Below are 18,202 nucleotides of genomic sequence, written 5' to 3' on the forward strand. Positions count from 1 at the left end.
GGGTTCAGAAGCGCACCACGTCCAGGCGGCCCTGGGCACCACCGGGGCCGGCCTTGCCGGCCCCGCCGTCGTGGCCGGCCTTGCCGCCGTCCACCGAGTACAGCAGGCAACCCTTCTCGCCGCTGCGCGCGCCGGCCTTGCCCGGCTTGCCCGGGGCACCGCCGGCGCCGCCTTCCAGGCGCACCTTCACCTGTTCCACGGGGAATTGCTGGGGCACCTCCAGGCGCACCACGCCGCCGGCGCCGCCGGTCTGGCCATCACCGGCATCCTGGCCGTCGCCGCCCTGCTGCGCGCCACCCCACAGGCAGCCGCCGCTGCGCGCGCTGGCGCCGTCGAGGCCGTCGTAGCCCGGCGCACCGACGCCGCCCCGTACGTCGACCATCAGGTTCTCCACCTGCACGTCCTGCAGGCGCAGGGTCAGGGTGCGCCCCGGGCTGGCCGGGCGGTGGAAGCTGCCGGAAGCGCCCTGGGCGGCGATCACGCTGCCGTCGGCCAGGGTGCCGTGGACGACCTCGATACGCAGCGGCTGCTCGCCGGGGAACACACCCAGTCGGGCATTCTTCTGCAGGTCGAGTTCGTCGATGTGCAGCACCTTCACCCGCGACGGGATCAGCAGCGCGCCGCCCTCCGCCACGCGGACGTGCTCCAGGCTCAGGGACTCACCCTTCACCGGCAGGCGCAGCACGGTATTGGCCTCCACCTGCACGGAAGCCGCGCTGGCGGCCTCGATCGGCGCCAGCAGCATCAGGCCCAGCAGCAGCTTACGCATGGCTGCCCTCCTTGGCCTGGGCCGGCAGCGAGAGGAAATGGAAGACGCCGAACAGCAGGACCTGGATGCGGTCCAGCCAGGGGTGCGCCCGCCCCTTCAGGCGCGCGCCGAGCGCCAGCAGTTCGACAATGTGGATCAGCAGGACGAGGCCCCCGGCGACCTGCAGCAGGGTCGCGAACGGATGGGCGAAGGAATGCAGCAGATTGGCCAGCACCGCCAGCCAGAACAACAGGGCAACGACCTTGCCCAGCCCTACGAAAGCCTTCATGAAGATGCTCCCCCGATTTCTTGTGCCGGCACCATACCCCGGAGGCGGGTGACGATGCCATAGCCTGCCGCGCAAACACGAAGGGGGCCCAACGGCCCCCTTCGCTTCAACGCACGCCGGATGTCACTGGCGCTTGATCAGGATCTCCACGCGACGGTTTTCCGCGCGGCCTTCCTTGGTCTTGTTGTCGGCGACCGGTTTGCTTTCGCCGTAGCCTTCCACCGACTTGATGCTGCTGGCGGATACACCGGCATCGACCAGGTAGTCGGCCACCGCGTGGGCGCGGCGTTCGGACAGTTTCTGGTTGTAGGCGTCGGTGCCGACGCTGTCGGTGTGGCCGGAGATGTCCAGCGTGGTGGTGGAAGCCTCGCCTTTCAGGCGGGTGGCGATGGTGTCGAGCTTGTCCTTGTCACGGTTGTCGATCTTCGACGAGTCGAAGGCGAAGTGCAGGTCCCTGACCACGATGGTCTCTTCCTTCGGCAACGGAGCCGGTTCGGGAGCCGGTGCGGGCGGCGGCGCTTCGACCACCTTCTCGCCTTCGCCATGAACCCAGCAGTAGGACGCGCCGAGCACGCCGCCGATCAGCGCGCCCCAACCCGCCCAGGCACTGCTCTCGATGGAGCCCAGGCCAGCGCCCCCTACACCGCCGACCAAAGCGCAGGTCGGCCAGTCGGACTTCTGCAACCCTGCGCAACCGGTGAGCAGCGTGCTTACCAGCAGCAGGGGTAAAGCGGTCCTTTTGATGCTCATATATCAGTCTCTCCTGTGAGATGGGTCTGAACCGACAATTACCGAGTAAAGACGGCGATGCACGAATACGCCAGCACTAGGCCATGAAGGGGTTCACAGGCTAGTCTCTGCGCATTCCGAACGAGAGTTTGCGCACACCGATGATTTCCGATCGCACGCCCCAGCAGGCGCTGGCCGCCCTGCTCGACCGCTACGCCCCGCAACGCCTGCTGCTGGTAGGCGCCCAAGGCATCCCCGCCGTGGAAGCCTTCCGCCAGGCCCACCCCGACTGCCAGGTGCACGGCGCCGCCGCGGGCGCCCTGCCGGCGGAACTGGCGGCGCAGCGCTACGACCTGGCGCTGCTGGCCGACTGCCTGGAACACCTGGAGCGCCGCGCGGCGCTGCAACTGGTCGGCGGCATCCGCAACCTCAACAGCAGCCGCGTCGCCGTGCTGGTCGACCTGGCCGAGGCCGGCGTCGCCGAGATCGACTTCTATGCCCTGGGCATGCAGGCCAGCGAACGCTTCCAGCGCGACGATCAGACACTCACGCTGTTCACCTATGATCTGCGTGAATACAAGCAGGTCCCGGATTGGCTGAACGCCAAGTTCTGGGCCAACCCGGAAAACTTCGGCAAGTACTGGTGGTGACCATGACCGAGCCCAGCTGCCCCTGCGGAAGCGGCCTGTCCCTGGCGGACTGCTGCGGCCGCCTGCACGCCGGCCAGCCGGCGGCCACCGCCGAGGCGCTGATGCGCTCGCGCTATAGCGCCTACGCCCTGGGCCTGGTGGACTACCTGCGCGACACCACGCTGCCGGCCCAGCAGGCCGGCCTGGACCTGGACGCCATCCGCGCCTGGAGCCTGGGCAGCACCTGGCTGGGCCTGGAGGTGGAAGGCCACGAGGTGCTCGGCGGCACGCCGGAGCACGCGCGGGTGACCTTCACCGCGCGCTGGCACGACGCCAACGGCGAGCACAGCCACCGCGAATGTTCCGGCTTCGTCCAGCGCGACGGCCGCTGGTACTTCCTCGACCCGACGGTGCCGCTCAAGCTCGGACGCAACGATCCCTGCCCGTGCGGCGCCGGCGGCAAGCTGAAGAAATGCTGCGGGCCGTGGATCGGCTGATGCGGCAAATGCACCGAGGCATGCCTCGTAGGATGGGTTGAGCGAAGCGATACCCATGCGGTCATGGTGATGGGTATCGCACTCAACCCATCCTACGTCAGCGTAACGAGGGAGACTGCGTGCACCCATTGGGTGCACCGGGCCCTTCGGCTAGAATGCGCGCTTTTTCGCGGGCCCCGCCATGCTGCTGACCGTTCTCTACATCATCGCCATCACCGCCGAGGCCATGACCGGCGCGCTTTCCGCCGGGCGCCGCAGCATGGACCTGTTCGGCGTGGTGCTGGTGGCCTGCGTCACTGCGCTGGGCGGCGGCTCGATGCGCGACATGCTGCTGGGGCACTACCCGCTGACCTGGGTGCGCCACCCGGAGTACCTGGTACTCACCGCCGGTGCTGCACTGGTCACGGTGTTCATCGCACCGCTGATGCGCCACCTGCGCTCGCTGTTCCTGGTGCTCGACGCCATTGGCCTGGTGGCCTTCACCCTGATCGGCTGCCAGGTCGGCCTGGAGGTGGGCCACAGCCTGCTGATCGCCGCGGTCAGCGGGGTGATCACCGGAGTGTTCGGCGGCATCCTGCGCGACATCTTCTGCAACGACGTGCCGCTGATCTTCCGCCGCGAGCTGTACGCCAGCGTGTCCTTCGCCAGCGCCTGGTGCTACCTGATCTGCATCCAGCTGGAGCTGCCCAACGAGCAGGCCATGCTGATCACCCTGTTCGCCGGCTTCCTGTTCCGCCTGCTGGCGATCCGTTTCCACTGGGAAATGCCCAAGTTCGTCTACAAGGACGACCCCCAGCAGAACGGCTGAGCGCGCTCAGTCGGCCAGCTTCAGGTGGCTGGTGTCGGGCGCGGGCGCGGCGGGGTCCGGCTTGGCCTGGCCCATGTCGCTGCCCACCGGGGCCAGGCTGAACTGGCTGAGGTCGACCTGCGGCGCTCGCGGCTCGGCCCTGTCGTCCTGCAGGTCCGCGCCCACGGGGGCCAGGCCGAAGTCCGGTGCGTCCACCTCGGCGAAAGCCGCCATGTATTCGTCGCGCGGGGCCACCTTCAGGCGCCCCGGGGTGGCCGCGGCCGGTGCTGCTGCGGGCTCGGCCGGCGGCGGAGCCAGCTCGATCTCCTCCACCGCGGGGGCCATGTCCACCACCTCGACCTGCGCGCCGGCCCGTTCCAGAGCGCCGCGGTACTTGTCGGCAGCGGCCGCGTCGAGGTTATTCTTCAGCACCAGGCGGCGGCCGGAAAACAGCAGGGCGATGCGTTGCGCATCGGCCTGGAACAGCTTGGCCAGGTTGGCCTTCACCGCTTCCGGATCGGCGCCTGGAAGCGTCTGACCGGAAAAGACGATTTCGTAACGGCTCATCCATCACACTCCTGTGTTTGCCCGTCTGCCGAGGGCCGGCCCAGTATGGGACAACTTCTTTTAACGTAACAACAACTTGCGGCCAAGCAGCCGCTTGGTACACTGGGGCGTCTTGGGGACTGACATGAATTATCAGGCGCAAACGATAAGAATTATCAGCCTAGTCTGGGTTTTCGCGCTTCTCTCCGGCTGCAGCTGGATGACCGGCAGCTTCGAAAGCCCCGACGTGAAGCTGATGAAAGTGGACGTGGTGAAGGCCCGCCTGCTTGAGCAACAATTCACACTGCACTTCCGTATCGACAATCCGAACGACTTCAGCCTGCCGGTGCGCGGCCTGGCCTACAAGGTCAAGCTCAACGACGTCGACCTGGCCGAAGGCGAGTCCAGCCTGTGGTTCACCGTGCCCGCCAACGGCCGGCAGAACTTCGAGGTGCCGGTGAACACCAACCTCTGGCGGCACATGAAGTACATCGTCAAGTTGCTGGAAACCCCCGACAAGCCGATCAAGTACCGCCTCGAAGGCGAGGTGAAGACCGGCCTGCTGTTCGGCCGCACCGTGCATATCGCGCGCAATGGCGAGATAATCCCCGGCGATTTCATCCCGGAGTGAGGCACCCATGAGCCAGGAACCCCATGTGCATGGTCCCGACTGCAATCACGACCATGATCATGACCATCACCACCACGTGCACGGCCCGCACTGCAACCACAGCCACGAGCCGGTGCGCAACCCGCTGAAGGACGTTGGCCGCAACGACCCCTGCCCCTGCGGCAGCGGCGCCAAGTTCAAGAAGTGCCACGGCGCCTGAGGCGCTGACCCCGCCTGGCGCGGGTGGGCTAGGCGAGAACGCCGTTTCTTCCGTGAGGGGGGAACGGCGTTTTCGTACCCGGCTGGAACAAAAGCCCCTGTAGGAGCGAGCTTGCTCGCGAACCTTGCCCTCTCGCTCCTCCCTTGACCTTGTCATTCCCGCGAACGCGGGCCCCAAAAAAGATGTCAGGTTTGGGTGTAGCGCGCCGCTCCGAGTGCGTTGATGTCTCTCGTTTCGCCCCCTCGGGCGAGTCACTTTTGTCAATCGCCACAAAAGTAACCAAAAAGGCTTGCCCCGACATACGGGCCCGATGAAGCCGGGCTACCCTCGCGAATTCCCCCGCCACGGAGGCCCGCCCCGACAGCACGTCCCTGTGCTGATCGGGGCTCTAGCGACATCCATGTCGCATGACCTCCTGAGCGCCGGTTTCGCTCGGCCTTCTGAAGGGGCGTTCCGGTGCGCTCGGATATTTCTCTGGAAATCTAAAATCAAGAGCGGCACTGCTCTTCGTAGGAGCGAGCTTGCTCGCGAACCCTGGCTCCCCGCGTTCGCGATAGTCCGTAGGGCGCATAACGCCTACGGCGTTATCCGCCAAATCGCGAACGGAGTCTCCTACGGTTCCAGAGACGCACGGGCGTAGGAGCGGACTCCGTCCGCGATTGGCTCGCCGGACGCACCGGGCTACCCTGTGGAGCGCTCCCCTTCGCGAACATCCTCACCTGCCCTCCCGGCCCTCCACACCCCGCGAATTCCCTGCTCCCGCGGCTTGCGCGAAGGGGCGTGCCTCACTAACGTAGCGGCTTTCCGCAAGCCCTGTGCAGGAGCACGCTTCCATGGCCTCGCGAGCCTTCCGCCCGCTTCCCCGATTCGGCCTCGCCGCCGCCCTCAGCGCCGCTGTCAGCCTGGCAGGCTGTCAGACCTGGCTGAACGACCGCTACGCCGACAGCCTGCCGCCGACCTCCGGCGTGCAGCCGCTCAAGGGCCTGGCCGAAAGCGTGTCGGTGCGCCGCAATGCCCTGGGCATGCCGCTGATCGAGACCAGCACCTTCCACGACGCGCTCTTCGCCATGGGCTACGTGCATGCCAGCGACCGCATCAGCCAGATGGTCGGCCTGCGCCTGATGGCCCAGGGGCGGCTGTCGGAGATGGTCGGGCCGGGCGCCCTGGAGATCGACCGGTTCATGCGCACGGTCAATCTCAAGCAGTCCGCCAATGCCCTCTACGCCGGCGCCTCGCCGAGGCTGAAGCGCTTCTTCGAGACCTATGCGCGCGGCGTCAATGCCTACCTGTTCCGTTACCGCGACAAACTGCCAATGGACATCGCCGAGTCCGGCTACCGCCCGGAATACTGGAAGCCGGAGGACTCCGCGCTGGTCTTCGCCCTGCTCAACTTCGGCCTGGCGGTGAACCTGCAGGAGGAGCTGGATTCCCTGGCGCTGGCACAGAAGGTCGGCGCCGAGAAGCTCGCCTGGCTCACGCCCATCTACCCGGACGAGGAGCTGCCCTTCGCCGAGGCCGACAAGCTCAAGGGCCTGAAGCTCGCCGGGCAGATTCCCGGCCTGGCCGAGGTGGGCGGCGCCGCCGAGGCGGTGGCCAGCCTGCAGATGCTCGGCGTGGCCGCCTCCAACAACTGGGCCATCGCCCCGCAGCGCAGCCGCAGCGGCAAGAGCCTGCTGGCCAACGACACCCACCTGCCGCTGTCGATGCCGTCGATCTGGAACTTCATGCAGGTCCGCTCGCCGAAATACACCGCCGCCGGCGTCACCATCGCCGGCGTGCCCGGGGTGGTGGCTGGCTTCAACGGCAAGCTGGCCTGGGGCATGACCATGGTCATGGGCGACAACCAGGACGTCTTCCTCGAACAGGTGCGGCGCCAGGGCGGCAAGCTCTACTACCTGGCCGACGGCCAGTGGAAGCCGGCCCGCGAGCGCGTCGAGACCTTCTTCGTCAAGGGCCAGCGCCCAGTGCGCGAGACCATCTACGAGACCCGCCACGGCCCGCTGCTCAACAGCGCCCTGCTCGGCGCGAAGAAGAACGACCTGCAGCCGCTGCCGCTGTCCAGCGGCTACGGCCTGGCCTACCAGAGCATCCAGGCGGTGTCGGACAAAAGCCTGGATGCCTTCTTCGACCTGTCGCGGGCCAGGAGCGTCGAGCAAGCCTTCGACGCCACCCGCGAAATCCGCGCCATGCCGCTGAACATCGTGTTCGCCGACGAGAAGCACATCGGCTGGCAGGTCACCGGGCGCTTCCCCAACCGCAAGGACGGCCGCGGCCTGCTGCCCTCCCCGGGCTGGGACGGGCGCTACGACTGGGACGGCTACGCCGACCCGATCCTCCACCCGTCCGACCAGGACCCGCAGCAAGGCTGGCTGGGCACCGCCAACAACCGCACCGTGCAACCCGGCTATGGCGCGCAGCTGTCCAGCTCCTGGTACTACCCCGAGCGTGCCGAGCGCATCGCCCAGCTGGCGAACGCCAGCAACCGCCACGACGCGCGCAGCATGATCGCCATGCAGTACGACCAGACCACGCCCTTCGCCGCCAAGCTGCAGGGCATGCTCGACGCGCCCGGCATGGCCGGGCCGTTGAAGCAGGCGATCCAGGCCCTGCCCGCCGGCCAGCGCGAGCTCGCCCGCGAGGCCCTGGACCGGCTGATGGCCTTCGACGGCAAGCTCTCCGCCACTTCCGCCGATGCCGCCCTCTACGAAGCCTTCCTACAGGAAAGCGCCCGGCAGATCTTCCTCGACGAACTGGGCCCGGAAGACAGCCCGGCCTGGAAGGCCTTCGTGCAGAACGCCGACCTTTCCTACTCGGCCCAGGCCGACCACCTGCTGGGCCGCGACGACAGCCCGTTCTGGGACGACGTGAAGACCCCGCAGAAGGAAGACAAGCCAGCCATCCTCGCCCGCAGCCTGGCTGCCGCCACCGCCTTCTGCGAACAGAAGCTCGGCGCCGACCGCCGCGCCTGGCAGTGGGGCAAGCTGCACACCTACGACTGGGTCAGCGACAGCACCAAGATGGCGCCCTACCTGGACGCCGGCCAGCGCGCCAGCCTGGGGGCGATCAAGGGCTACCTGGACCGCGGCCCCTACCCCGCCGGCGGCGACCACAGCACGCTGAACGTTTCCGCCTACGCCTGGGGCCAGGACTTCGACACCTGGCTGATCCCGGCCATGCGCATCGTCGTCGACTTCGGCCAGAGCGAGCCCATGCTGGGCCTCAACAGCAGCGGCCAGTCCGGCAACCCGGCCAGCCCGCACTATGCCGACGGCATCGACGCCTGGCTGAAGGGCGACTACATGAGCTTCCCGTTCCAGAGCCAGAACCTCGACCGCGTCTACGGCAGCAAGCGCCTGACCCTGGTGCCGCAGAAATAGTCGGCCGGCGCGGGAACTTCCGCCGCGCCGCCGACTCATAACTGTCGACTTACTCCATGATCATCTTGAAGGCACCCTCGGGTGCCTTTCTTTTGGTTCATCGCGCTTTCCCGGGGAAGGCGGCCTTGATTTTCAGGAAGAAGTAGGCGGAGTCCCTGAAGCCATAGGCCATGCGCTTGATCACCTTGATGCGGTTGTTTACCCCTTCCAGCAGGCTGGTGTGCATGGGGAAGCGAGCGCTGGCCAGGATGCCTCGGGCGTATTTGCGCAGATTGCGAGCGAAGCGTTGCAGCGGGGCCAGGCCACTGTCCCTGGCGTGGCGCAACCAGTCCCGCCAGCGGCGCCAACCCTCCCGCACGCTGGGGGCGTACCAGATTTCCTTGAGCGCATCCTTGAGCACGTAGACCGTGGCCAGTGGCTGGTTGGCCTCGAGGATTTCCTGCAACTGCACGGCTTGCTGATCCTTGAGGTTTTCGCGATTGCGCAGCAGCAACCAACGACTCTGCTTGATTACCTTGCGTGCCGCTTTGTCCTGGCGTAGCGCGTTGGCCTGATCGACACGGATGCGGTCGATCACCTCCCGGCCATAGCGAGCCACCACGTGGAATAGGTCGTAGACCACTTCGGCACGGGGGCAATGCTGTTTTACTTCCAGATCGAAGGCGGTGTTCATGTCCATCGCCACGGCCTCGATTTGCTGGCAGCGCTCACCGAGCAGTTCGAAGAACGGCTGAATCGCCTCGCGGCTGTTGCCATGCCCGACCCACAGCACGCGTGTCCGCTGCGCATCCATGATCACGGTGGCGTAACGATGTCCTTTGTGAAGAGCGAACTCGTCCATCACCAGGCGGCGAACGTCACCCGGCTCGAAAGCACCGACTGCGGCCTCTAGACGACGTTTGTCGAGTTGCTTGAGCGTGTGCCAATGCAGACCGACGAGGCGACTGACGTGACTGATGGGCAGTAATTGCAGCAAAGCCTCGAGCCAGATGCGCAAGCGCTGGGTCAAGCGCGACGCTGGCTCCAGCCAGTCGATCCGCTCGGTCACCCGACCACAGCGCAGGCAGTCGACGCGGCGCACCGGCAGTTGGAGCAGGACGCGCTGGTCGAACAGATCACGATCACGCACCCGGCGAATCCGCCGTTCGTGGATTAATGGACTGGCCTGACCGCAGCGCCCGCATTTGGGGACAGCGCTGGCGTGAGGCTTGAGCTCGATCAGCAGGGTGCTGTCGGCAGATGGGTGGCAGGCGATGACTTCGTAGCCTGGCCAGAAAGCAGCAAGATCAATAGGATGCACGGCGACAGCAGGGGGTGGGGGTTGGTTCGTTTGGCGACTGCCAATCTACCCGCTTCCCTGACTGTCAATCCGCTCTTTCCCCAGACTCCGCGAAGAACCTTTCTTTTTTGGTGCCTGCGCCACAACCGGCGCACCAGGCTGTTACCGAAAGCCCCGCCCCCTCGCCCCGTAACGGGGCATCGCTTCCCCGACCGGCTGCTATACCTGTCGTAGGAACGCGCCTGTCGTCCGCCTCCTACCGCCGAGGCCCGTGGTTGCGCCCCTGGTTCGAAACTTGCTGTCACATTGATGTTATGCCTTTCGTTCCACTGCTTGAATCAACCACCAAGGATTCCAACCGATGAAAAAAGCATGGCTAACCCTCTCCGCCCTGGTGCTGCTGGCTGGCGCCGGAGCCTTGCAGGCCAAGGAATGGAAAGAAATCCGCTTCGCCACCGACCCGTCCTACGCGCCCTTCGAGTCCAAGGCGCCGGACGGCAGCCTGGTCGGCTTCGACATCGACCTGGGCAACGCCATCTGCGCGCACCTGAAGGTCAAGTGCGTATGGATGGCCAACGACTTCGACGGCATGATCCCGGGCCTGAAGGCTCGCAAGTTCGATGGCGTGATCTCCTCGATGACCGTCACCGAGGCGCGCCAGAAGGAAATCGACTTCAGCGACAAGCTGTTCACCAGCCCCACCGCGATGATCAGCAAGAAGGGCTCGGGCCTGGAGGCCACCGCCGAATCCCTCAAGGGCAAGACCGTCGGCGTCGAGCAGGGCACCATCCAGGAAACCTTCGCCAAGGCCAAGCTGGAGCCGGCCGGGGTCAACGTGAAGAGCTACCAGAACCAGGACCAGGTCTACGCCGACCTGGTGTCCGGGCGCCTGGACGTCTCGCTGCAGGACATGCTGCAGGCCGAGCAGGGCTTCCTCACCACCGACCAGGGCAAGGGCTTCGAGATCAGCAAGCCGGTGCATGACCCGCTGATGCCGGCCGACATCGCCATCGGCATCAAGAAGGGCAACAACGAACTGCGCGAGATGATCAACAAGGGCATCAAGGCGATCCACGCCGACGGCACCTACGACAAGCTGCAGAAGAAATACTTCGGCGACATCGACATCTACAACGACTGACCCGCGCCCGCCGCCCCCGGCCGCCGCCAAGGCGGCCGGGGGCGGTCTATTCTGCTGACAAGGCACAAGGAGTTTCCTGCGCATGCTCCAGGACTTCTTCCGGACTCTGGCCGAGAACATGAGCCTCAAGGGTTACGGCTCCATCCTCCTCGACGGCACCTGGATGACCGTCAAGCTGTCGATCTGCTCGCTGCTGCTGTCGGTGCTGCTGGGCCTGCTCGGCGCCAGCGCCAAGCTGTCCGGCTCGAGGCTGCTGCGCTTCCCCGCCATCGCCTACACCACGCTGATCCGTGGCGTGCCCGACCTGGTGCTGATGCTGCTGATCTTCTACAGCCTGCAGACCTGGCTGGCCGACATCACCGACTACATGGACTGGGACTACATCGAGATCGACCCCTTCAGCGCCGGCATCATCACCCTCGGCTTCATCTACGGCGCCTACTTCACCGAAACCTTCCGCGGGGCCATCCTCGCCGTGCCGCGCGGACAGCTGGAAGCCGCCAGCGCCTTCGGCCTGACGCGCCTGCAGCGCTTCCGCTTCGTGCTCTTCCCGCAGTTGATGCGCTTCGCCCTGCCAGGCCTGGGCAACAACTGGATGGTGCTGATCAAGTCCACCGCGCTGGTCTCCATCATCGGCCTCTCCGACGTGGTGCGCGCGGCCCAGGACGCCGGCAAGAGCAGCTACCGGCTGCTGTTCTTCCTGCTGGTGGCGGCGGCCATCTACCTGCTTTTCACCACCGTTTCCAACATCGTGCTCAACGCCCTTGAGCGCCGCTATGCCATCGGCGTGCGCGAGGCCCTGCGATGATCGAGTTGCTGCAGCAGTACGGCAAGGCCTTCCTCTGGACCGACGGCTACCACATCACCGGCCTGGCCATGACGCTCTGGCTGCTGACGGTGTCCATCGCCTTCGGCTTCACCTTCGCCATCCCCCTGTCCATCGCCCGCGTCTCGCGCAACCCGCTGGTGCGCTGGCCGGTGCAGTTCTACACCTACGTGTTCCGCGGCACGCCGCTCTACATCCAGCTGCTGGTCTGCTACACCGGCATCTACAGCGTGGCGGCGGTGCGCGAGCAGCCGATCCTCGACGCCTTCTTCCGCAACGGCCTGAACTGCACCCTGCTGGCCTTCGCCCTGAACACCTGCGCCTACACCACCGAGATCTTCGCCGGGGCCATCCGCAACATCGCCCACGGCGAAGTCGAGGCGGCCCATGCCTACGGGTTGAGCGGCTGGCGCCTGTATCGCTACGTGATCATGCCCTCGGCGCTGCGCCGCTCGCTGCCCTACTACAGCAACGAAGTGATCCTCATGCTGCACTCCACCACCGTGGCCTTCACCGCCACGGTGCCGGACATCATGAAGGTCGCCCGCGACGCCAACGCCGCCACCTTCCTGTCCTTCCAGTCCTTCGGCATAGCCGCGGCGCTGTACCTGGTGACCTCCTTCACCCTGGTCGGCCTGTTCCGCCTGGCCGAACGCCGCTGGCTGGCCTTCCTCGGCCCCAGCCATGGCTGAACCCCATCCACCCACGGCCGCCAGGGGGCGGCCGGCGCACCCGAGGACTCCATGACCACACTGAAGATCGAAGGCCTGTACAAGCGCTACGGCGACAACGAAGTGCTCAAGGGTGTTTCCCTGGAAACCCGCACCGGCGACGTGGTGAGCATGATCGGCGCCAGCGGCTCGGGCAAAAGCACCTTCCTGCGCTGCATCAATTTCCTCGAACAACCCGACGAAGGCAGCATGAGCCTGGACGGCGAGGTCGTGCGCATGGTCCCCAGCCCTGGCGGCATGCGCGTGGCCGATGCGGCGCAGCTGCAGCGCATCCGTACCCGGCTGGCCATGGTGTTCCAGCACTTCAACCTGTGGAGCCACCTGACGGTACTGGAGAACATCACCCTGGCCCCGCGCCGCGTCCTGGGCATCGAGCGCAAGGAAGCCGAGGAGCGCGCGCGCAGCTACCTGGCCAAGGTCGGCCTGCCGGCGCAGGTGGAGGACAAGTACCCGGCCTTCCTCTCCGGCGGCCAGCAGCAGCGCGTGGCCATCGCCCGCGCCCTGGCCATGGAGCCGGAGATCATGCTGTTCGACGAACCCACCTCGGCGCTGGACCCGGAGCTGGTGGGCGAGGTGCTCAAGGTCATCAAGGCCCTGGCCGAGGAAGGCCGCACCATGATCCTGGTGACCCACGAGATGGCCTTCGCCCGCGAGGTCTCAAGCCAGGTGCTGTTCCTCCACCAGGGCCGCGTCGAGGAACAGGGCCCGCCCCAGGAGGTGCTGGGCCATCCGAAGAGCGAGCGGCTGCGGCAGTTCCTCAGTGGCAACCTGAAGTGAGGTCGGCGCGGTTGTCCGTCCCTGGCTCGACAGGATAAGGGCGGGGGAACGGAGCCAGGCCCGGCGCCGGCGTATCGTCGAAGTCCGTTGCCCTCTCCCCAGCCCTCTCCCTGAAGGGAGAGGGGGCCGTTCGGCGTCAAGCGAGGCCAAACAGGCATCCTGCACACCCGCCCGCTCTTGTAGGAGCGAGCTTGCTCGCGAACAGGCCCCCGGCTGACTGCATGGCCGCCCATTCTGCCCAACGGCCCCCTCTCCCGCTTGCGGGGGAGGGTTAGGGAGGGGGAGCGGAGCCAAGCCCAGCACCAGTGTGTCGTCGAAGTCCGTTGCCCTCTCCCCAGCCCTCTCCCGCAAGCGGGAGAGGGAGTCGTTCGGCGTCAAGCGAAGCCAAACAGTCATCCTGCACACCCGAGCTACCCGCTCTCGTAGGAGCGAGCTTGCTCGCGAACGGAGCTACCGGCTGACTCCATGGCCCCTCGTCCTGCCCAACGGTCCCCTCTCCCGCAAGCGGGAGAGGGGACCGTTCGGCGTCAAGCGAGGCCAAACAGGCATCCTGCACACCCGCCCGCTCTTGTAGGAGCGAGCTTGCTCGCGAACAGCCCCCCCCCGGCTGACTGCGTGGCCGCCCATTCTGCCCAACGGTCCCCTCTCCCGCTTGCGGGGGAGGGTCAGGGAGGGGGAGCGGGGCCAAGCCCAGCACCAGTGTGTCGTCGAAGTCCATTGCCCTCTCCCCAGCCCTCTCCCGCAAGCGGGAGAGGGAGCTGTCCGCAGCAGCCGGGCAGCGACATCGCTAGCCGGTTGGCCCGCAATCGCGCGCAGGGCGCGCTCCTACAGGGGGGCCATGCCGCCCTCTCTCCCCGCCCCCAGGCAACAAAAAACCGGGCCATGGCCCGGTTTCTCGTATCCACCTTCGGCCTCAGGCCTTGGGCAGGGTCACGCCGGTCTGGCCCTGGTACTTGCCGCCGCGGTCGCGATAGGAGACCTCGCAGGCTTCGTCCGACTGCAGGAACAGCATCTGCGCCACGCCCTCATGGGCGTAGATCTTCGCCGGCAGGTTGGTGGTGTTGGAAAACTCCAGGGTCACGTGGCCCTCCCACTCCGGTTCCAGCGGTGTGACGTTGACGATGATGCCGCAGCGCGCGTAGGTACTCTTGCCCAGGCAGATGGTCAGCACGTCGCGGGGAATCCGGAAGTATTCCACGGTGCGCGCCAGGGCGAAGGAGTTCGGCGGGATGATGCAGACGTCGCTGTTGATGTCGACGAAACTCTTCTCGTCGAAGTTCTTCGGGTCCACCACCGCCGAGTGGATGTTGGTGAACACCTTGAACTCGGCCGCGCAGCGCACGTCGTAGCCGTAGCTGGAGACGCCGTAGGAGATCACCCGGCTGTCATCGGCGCCGCGTACCTGGCGCTCGACGAAGGGCTCGATCATCCCGTGCTCCAGGGCCATGCGGCGAATCCACTTGTCCGATTTGATGCTCATGGCGGGCGTCCCGTAGCTGCTGAAAAATGAAACGCGAATCTTACCGGCAGGCGCGCCGCCCGGCAAAGGGGCGCGCCGGGCGGCCTTGTCGCAGGGTCAATCCTCGCTGATGGAGATGCTCGGCATGGCCGGCGCGTCCTTCTCGCTCAGGGCGATGCGCGCACCGACGCAGCGGGCCATTTCCTGGTAGATCATCGCCAGTTGGCTTTCCGGGTCGGCGATCACCGTCGGCTTGCCGCCGTCGGCCTGCATGCGGATGGCCATGGACAGCGGCAGCGAGGCCAGCAGCTCCACGCCGTACTGCGCCGCCAGCTTCTCACCGCCGCCCTCGCCGAACAGGTGCTCGGCGTGGCCGCAGTTGGAGCAGATGTGCACCGCCATGTTCTCCACCACGCCCAGCACCGGGATGTTGACCTTGCGGAACATCTCCACGCCCTTCCTGGCGTCGAGCAGGGCCAGGTCCTGCGGGGTAGTGACGATCACCGCGCCGGCCACCGGGACCTTCTGCGCCAGGGTCAGCTGGATGTCGCCAGTGCCCGGCGGCATGTCGATCACCAGGTAGTCCAGGTCGTTCCAGGCGGTCTGGGTGATCAGCTGCAGCAGCGCGCCGGAGACCATCGGCCCGCGCCATACCACCGGGGTGTTGTCGTCGGTGAGGAAGGCCATGGACATGACTTCCACGCCATGGGCCTCCAGCGGCACGAACCACTTCTGCTCGCGCACCTTCGGCCGGGTGCCCTCGGCGATGCCGAACATGATGCCCTGGCTGGGGCCGTAGATGTCGGCGTCGAGGATGCCCACCCGCGCGCCCTCGCGGGCCAGCGCCAGGGCCAGGTTGGCGGCGGTGGTGGACTTGCCCACGCCGCCCTTGCCGGAGGCCACGGCGATGATGTTCTTGACGTTGCTCATGCCCGGCACCTGGGCCTGGGCCTTGTGCGCGGCGATCTTCACATCCACCTTCACCTGGGCCGACTCCACCCCGTCGGCGGCCTCCAGGGCCATCTGCACGGTCTGCGCCAGGCCGTTCCTGAACAGGCCGCAGGCGTAGCCCAGCTCCAGGCCCAGGGCAACGCGGCCGCCCTGGATGTCGAGGTCGCGCAGGTAGCCGGCGTCGAGCAGGTTCTGGCCGGTGTGCGGGTCGGTGATCTGGCGGAGGACGGCCTCCACCGTGGCGCGGGTGACGACGCTCATGGGTTCTCCCGAAAAAAGGCTGAGCACGGTAGGAGGGAATTCTAACAGCAGCGGCAGGCTACAGGCTGCAGGCTTCAGGCGAACAGCAGGCAGCGAACGCTCTTCGCTCCTGCCTGCAGCCTATGGCCTGCCGCCTGTAGCCTGTTGTGGCTTGCAGCTTGCCGCTTCCTATATAGTTACCGACTTCCCTCGTTTTGCCCCAATGGCCTGAGCATCATGTCCGAAAACCGCCAGATCCTCGTCACCAGCGCCCTGCCCTACGCCAACGGCTCGATCCACCTGGGTCACATGCTGGAGTACATCCAGACCGACATCTGGGTGCGTTTCCAGAAGATGCGTGGCAACCAGGCGGTGTACGTCTGCGCGGACGACGCCCACGGCTCGGCCATCATGCTGCGCGCCGAGCGCGAGGGCATCACCTCGGAGCAACTGATCGACGCCGTGCGCGCCGAGCACATGGGCGACTTCGCCGACTTCCTGGTGGACTTCGACAACTACCACTCGACCCACTCGCAAGAGAACCGCGAGCTGTCCTCGGCCATCTACCTGAAGCTGCGCGAGGCCGGGCACATCGCCACGCGCCCGGTGACCCAGTACTTCGACCCGGAAAAGCAGATGTTCCTGGCCGACCGCTTCATCAAGGGCACCTGCCCGAAGTGCGGCACCGCCGACCAGTACGGCGACAACTGCGAGGCCTGCGGCGCCACCTACGCGCCCACCGAGCTGAAGGACCCGAAATCGGCGATCTCCGGCGCCACCCCGGTGCTCAAGGAGTCGCTGCACTACTTCTTCAAGCTGCCTGACTTCCAGACCATGCTGCAGCAGTGGACGCGCAGCGGCACCCTGCAGGAGTCGGTGGCCAACAAACTCGCCGAGTGGCTGGATAGCGGCCTGCAGGAGTGGGACATCTCCCGCGACGCGCCCTACTTCGGCTTCGAGATTCCCGACGCCCCGGGCAAGTATTTCTACGTCTGGCTGGACGCGCCCATCGGCTACATGGCCAGCTTCAAGAACCTCTGCGCGCGCCGCCCGGAACTGGACTTCGACGCCTACTGGAACAAGGATTCCAAGGCCGAGCTGTACCACTTCATCGGCAAGGACATCGTCAACTTCCACGCGCTGTTCTGGCCGGCCATGCTCGAAGGCGCCGGCTACCGCAAGCCGACCGCGCTGAACGTGCACGGCTACCTGACCGTCAACGGCCAGAAGATGTCCAAGTCCCGCGGCACCTTCGTCAAGGCGCGCACCTACCTGGACCACCTGGACCCGGAATACCTGCGCTACTACTACGCCGCCAAGCTGGGCCGCGGCGTCGACGACCTCGACCTGAACCTCGAGGACTTCGTGCAGAAGGTCAACTCCGACCTGGTCGGCAAGGTGGTCAACATCGCCAGCCGCTGCGCCGGCTTCATCCAAAAGGGCAACAACGGCCTGCTGGTGGACGCCAACCCGGCGCCGGAACTGGTCGAATCCTTCCAGAGCGCCGCGCCGAGCATCGCCGCCGCCTACGAGGCCCGCGACTTCGGCCGTGCCATGCGCGAGATCATGGCCCTGGCCGACCAGGCCAACGCCTGGATCGCCGACAAGGCGCCCTGGGCGCTGAACAAGCAGGAAGGCAAGCAGGCCGAGGTCCAGGCCATCTGCGCCCTGGGCGTGAACCTGTTCCGCCAGTTGGTGATCTTCCTCAAGCCGGTGCTGCCGAAGCTGGCCGAGGCCGCCGAAGCCTTCCTCAACGTCGCCCCGCTGAAGTGGAGCGACCACGAGAACCTACTGGCCAACCACCAACTGAACCCGTTCAACCCGCTGATGACCCGTATCGAGCCCGCGAAAATCGAAGCCATGATCGAAGCCTCCAAGGAAGACCTCGCCGCCGCCAACCAGCCCCAGGGCAATGGCGAACTGACCAAGGACCCGCTGGCCGCGGAAATCAACTTCGACGCCTTCGCCGCCGTCGACCTGCGCATCGCGCTGATCGAGAAGTGCGAGTTCGTCGAGGGCGCCGACAAGCTGCTGCGCCTGTCCCTGGATATCGGCGACGAGAAGCGCAACGTGTTCTCCGGCATCAAGAGCGCCTACCCGGACCCGAGCAAGCTCGAAGGCCGCCTGACCCTGTACGTGGCCAACCTGGCCCCGCGCAAGATGAAGTTCGGCGTCTCCGAAGGCATGGTCCTGGCCGCCGGCCCCGGCGGCGAGGAAATCTACCTGCTCAGCCCCGACAGCGGCGCCAAGCCGGGCCAGCGCGTCAAGTAAGCTGACCACCCCACGCGACGCCGGCCCCAGGGCCGGCGTCGTCGTTTCCGCAACGCCCTCACTTCCGCCCGCCACGGCGCCCCGCTAGACTCGCT

Annotated in this window: 18 protein-coding genes; 11 read left to right on the forward strand and 7 right to left on the reverse strand. The window is 66.4% G+C overall.

Annotated features, from left to right (window positions below):
• Positions 1-4: 4 nt before the first annotated feature.
• The 3 genes from PKO50_RS23840 to PKO50_RS23850 all read right to left on the reverse strand — a co-directional run bounded on the left by PKO50_RS23840 (position 5) and on the right by PKO50_RS23850 (position 1,787).
• Positions 5-769 (reverse strand): collagen-like protein, encoded by a 765-nt coding sequence (locus tag PKO50_RS23840; RefSeq protein ID WP_275627402.1) that lies wholly within the window; start codon positions 767-769, stop codon positions 5-7.
• Entirely contained in the window at positions 762-1,037 is a 276-nt protein-coding gene (locus PKO50_RS23845; protein ID WP_109936500.1) for a DUF1145 domain-containing protein, read from the reverse strand. Before PKO50_RS23845 ends, PKO50_RS23840 begins: the two co-directional genes overlap by 8 nt.
• 123 nt (positions 1,038-1,160) lie before the next feature.
• Complete coding sequence (locus PKO50_RS23850) at positions 1,161-1,787, reverse strand: OmpA family protein (protein WP_089394371.1); 627 nt, start codon at positions 1,785-1,787, stop codon at positions 1,161-1,163.
• 140 nt (positions 1,788-1,927) lie between these two features.
• On the opposite strand from PKO50_RS23850, the gene PKO50_RS23855 reads away from it, so the two are divergent.
• The 3 genes from PKO50_RS23855 (at position 1,928) to PKO50_RS23865 (ending at position 3,700) form a co-directional block, all read left to right on the forward strand.
• Positions 1,928-2,416, forward strand: coding sequence for a DUF6231 family protein (locus PKO50_RS23855; RefSeq protein WP_275627403.1), 489 nt, complete (start codon positions 1,928-1,930; stop codon positions 2,414-2,416).
• Positions 2,417-2,418: 2 nt separating this feature from the next.
• Complete coding sequence (locus PKO50_RS23860) at positions 2,419-2,892, forward strand: YchJ family protein (protein WP_275627404.1); 474 nt, start codon at positions 2,419-2,421, stop codon at positions 2,890-2,892.
• A 181-nt stretch (positions 2,893-3,073) separates the two neighbouring features.
• Positions 3,074-3,700 carry a trimeric intracellular cation channel family protein gene (locus PKO50_RS23865; protein WP_109936497.1) on the forward strand — a complete coding sequence of 209 codons (627 nt, stop codon included), beginning with the start codon at positions 3,074-3,076 and terminating at the stop codon, positions 3,698-3,700.
• Between the two features lie 6 nt (positions 3,701-3,706).
• On the opposite strand, the gene PKO50_RS23870 is transcribed toward PKO50_RS23865, so the two are convergent.
• Positions 3,707-4,246, reverse strand: a complete 540-nt coding sequence (locus PKO50_RS23870) for a hypothetical protein (protein ID WP_109936496.1) — start codon at positions 4,244-4,246, stop codon at positions 3,707-3,709.
• Positions 4,247-4,370: 124 nt separating this feature from the next.
• Between PKO50_RS23870 and PKO50_RS23875 the strand changes: the two genes are divergently transcribed.
• The 3 genes from PKO50_RS23875 (at position 4,371) to PKO50_RS23885 (ending at position 8,432) form a co-directional block, all read left to right on the forward strand.
• Positions 4,371-4,856 carry an LEA type 2 family protein gene (locus PKO50_RS23875; protein ID WP_109936495.1) on the forward strand — a complete coding sequence of 162 codons (486 nt, stop codon included), beginning with the start codon at positions 4,371-4,373 and terminating at the stop codon, positions 4,854-4,856.
• 7 nt (positions 4,857-4,863) lie between these two features.
• A complete protein-coding gene (locus PKO50_RS23880) occupies positions 4,864-5,055 on the forward strand; it encodes an SEC-C metal-binding domain-containing protein (protein WP_009620699.1) in 192 nt (63 codons plus the stop codon).
• Positions 5,056-5,888: 833 nt separating this feature from the next.
• The gene (locus tag PKO50_RS23885) at positions 5,889-8,432 is read left to right on the forward strand and encodes a penicillin acylase family protein (protein ID WP_275627405.1); all 2,544 of its coding nucleotides are present in this window, start codon (positions 5,889-5,891) and stop codon (positions 8,430-8,432) included.
• A gap of 97 nt (positions 8,433-8,529) precedes the next feature.
• On the opposite strand, the gene PKO50_RS23890 is transcribed toward PKO50_RS23885, so the two are convergent.
• Positions 8,530-9,732: an ISL3 family transposase gene (locus PKO50_RS23890; RefSeq protein WP_275627212.1), complete on the reverse strand. Its 1,203-nt coding sequence runs from the start codon at positions 9,730-9,732 to the stop codon at positions 8,530-8,532.
• Positions 9,733-10,072: 340 nt separating this feature from the next.
• Between PKO50_RS23890 and PKO50_RS23895 the strand changes: the two genes are divergently transcribed.
• The 4 genes from PKO50_RS23895 to PKO50_RS23910 all read left to right on the forward strand — a co-directional run bounded on the left by PKO50_RS23895 (position 10,073) and on the right by PKO50_RS23910 (position 13,186).
• Positions 10,073-10,852 carry an ABC transporter substrate-binding protein gene (locus PKO50_RS23895; RefSeq protein WP_109936023.1) on the forward strand — a complete coding sequence of 260 codons (780 nt, stop codon included), beginning with the start codon at positions 10,073-10,075 and terminating at the stop codon, positions 10,850-10,852.
• 82 nt (positions 10,853-10,934) lie between these two features.
• Positions 10,935-11,660 (forward strand): ABC transporter permease, encoded by a 726-nt coding sequence (locus PKO50_RS23900; RefSeq protein WP_109936024.1) that lies wholly within the window; start codon positions 10,935-10,937, stop codon positions 11,658-11,660.
• On the forward strand, positions 11,657-12,370 hold the full coding sequence (locus tag PKO50_RS23905; RefSeq protein ID WP_089394089.1) for an ABC transporter permease: 714 nt from the start codon (positions 11,657-11,659) through the stop codon (positions 12,368-12,370). The genes PKO50_RS23900 and PKO50_RS23905 overlap by 4 nt, the downstream gene beginning before the upstream one ends.
• 51 nt (positions 12,371-12,421) lie before the next feature.
• Positions 12,422-13,186 carry an ATP-binding cassette domain-containing protein gene (locus PKO50_RS23910; RefSeq protein WP_109936025.1) on the forward strand — a complete coding sequence of 255 codons (765 nt, stop codon included), beginning with the start codon at positions 12,422-12,424 and terminating at the stop codon, positions 13,184-13,186.
• Positions 13,187-14,099: 913 nt separating this feature from the next.
• Here PKO50_RS23910 and dcd read toward each other — a convergent pair.
• Both dcd and apbC read right to left on the reverse strand, forming a co-directional pair.
• On the reverse strand, positions 14,100-14,666 hold the full coding sequence (gene dcd / locus PKO50_RS23915) for a dCTP deaminase (RefSeq protein WP_109936026.1): 567 nt from the start codon (positions 14,664-14,666) through the stop codon (positions 14,100-14,102).
• Positions 14,667-14,762: 96 nt separating this feature from the next.
• Entirely contained in the window at positions 14,763-15,857 is a 1,095-nt protein-coding gene (gene apbC, locus PKO50_RS23920; RefSeq protein WP_275627406.1) for an iron-sulfur cluster carrier protein ApbC, read from the reverse strand.
• Between the two features lie 216 nt (positions 15,858-16,073).
• Between apbC and metG the strand changes: the two genes are divergently transcribed.
• On the forward strand, positions 16,074-18,107 hold the full coding sequence (gene metG, locus PKO50_RS23925) for a methionine--tRNA ligase (RefSeq protein ID WP_275627407.1): 2,034 nt from the start codon (positions 16,074-16,076) through the stop codon (positions 18,105-18,107).
• Positions 18,108-18,202 lie beyond the last annotated feature (95 nt).

Source organism: Pseudomonas sp. 273 (assembly GCF_029201425.1).
Lineage (GTDB): Bacteria > Pseudomonadota > Gammaproteobacteria > Pseudomonadales > Pseudomonadaceae > Pseudomonas > Pseudomonas delhiensis.

What these genes read in the sequence shown, in the direction of transcription:
- PKO50_RS23870 (WP_109936496.1), bottom strand. Translation starts at nt 4,246, where the DNA reads ATGAGCCGTTACGAAATCGTCTTTTCCGGTCAGACGCTTCCAGGCGCC.
- metG (WP_275627407.1), top strand. Translation starts at nt 16,074, where the DNA reads ATGTCCGAAAACCGCCAGATCCTCGTCACCAGCGCCCTGCCCTACGCC.
- PKO50_RS23840 (WP_275627402.1), bottom strand. Translation starts at nt 769, where the DNA reads ATGCGTAAGCTGCTGCTGGGCCTGATGCTGCTGGCGCCGATCGAGGCC.
- PKO50_RS23900 (WP_109936024.1), top strand. Translation starts at nt 10,935, where the DNA reads ATGCTCCAGGACTTCTTCCGGACTCTGGCCGAGAACATGAGCCTCAAG.
- PKO50_RS23845 (WP_109936500.1), bottom strand. Translation starts at nt 1,037, where the DNA reads ATGAAGGCTTTCGTAGGGCTGGGCAAGGTCGTTGCCCTGTTGTTCTGG.
- PKO50_RS23850 (WP_089394371.1), bottom strand. Translation starts at nt 1,787, where the DNA reads ATGAGCATCAAAAGGACCGCTTTACCCCTGCTGCTGGTAAGCACGCTG.
- PKO50_RS23895 (WP_109936023.1), top strand. Translation starts at nt 10,073, where the DNA reads ATGAAAAAAGCATGGCTAACCCTCTCCGCCCTGGTGCTGCTGGCTGGC.
- PKO50_RS23860 (WP_275627404.1), top strand. Translation starts at nt 2,419, where the DNA reads ATGACCGAGCCCAGCTGCCCCTGCGGAAGCGGCCTGTCCCTGGCGGAC.
- PKO50_RS23910 (WP_109936025.1), top strand. Translation starts at nt 12,422, where the DNA reads ATGACCACACTGAAGATCGAAGGCCTGTACAAGCGCTACGGCGACAAC.
- dcd (WP_109936026.1), bottom strand. Translation starts at nt 14,666, where the DNA reads ATGAGCATCAAATCGGACAAGTGGATTCGCCGCATGGCCCTGGAGCAC.
- PKO50_RS23875 (WP_109936495.1), top strand. Translation starts at nt 4,371, where the DNA reads ATGAATTATCAGGCGCAAACGATAAGAATTATCAGCCTAGTCTGGGTT.
- PKO50_RS23905 (WP_089394089.1), top strand. Translation starts at nt 11,657, where the DNA reads ATGATCGAGTTGCTGCAGCAGTACGGCAAGGCCTTCCTCTGGACCGAC.
- PKO50_RS23880 (WP_009620699.1), top strand. Translation starts at nt 4,864, where the DNA reads ATGAGCCAGGAACCCCATGTGCATGGTCCCGACTGCAATCACGACCAT.
- PKO50_RS23855 (WP_275627403.1), top strand. Translation starts at nt 1,928, where the DNA reads ATGATTTCCGATCGCACGCCCCAGCAGGCGCTGGCCGCCCTGCTCGAC.
- PKO50_RS23865 (WP_109936497.1), top strand. Translation starts at nt 3,074, where the DNA reads ATGCTGCTGACCGTTCTCTACATCATCGCCATCACCGCCGAGGCCATG.
- apbC (WP_275627406.1), bottom strand. Translation starts at nt 15,857, where the DNA reads ATGAGCGTCGTCACCCGCGCCACGGTGGAGGCCGTCCTCCGCCAGATC.
- PKO50_RS23885 (WP_275627405.1), top strand. Translation starts at nt 5,889, where the DNA reads ATGGCCTCGCGAGCCTTCCGCCCGCTTCCCCGATTCGGCCTCGCCGCC.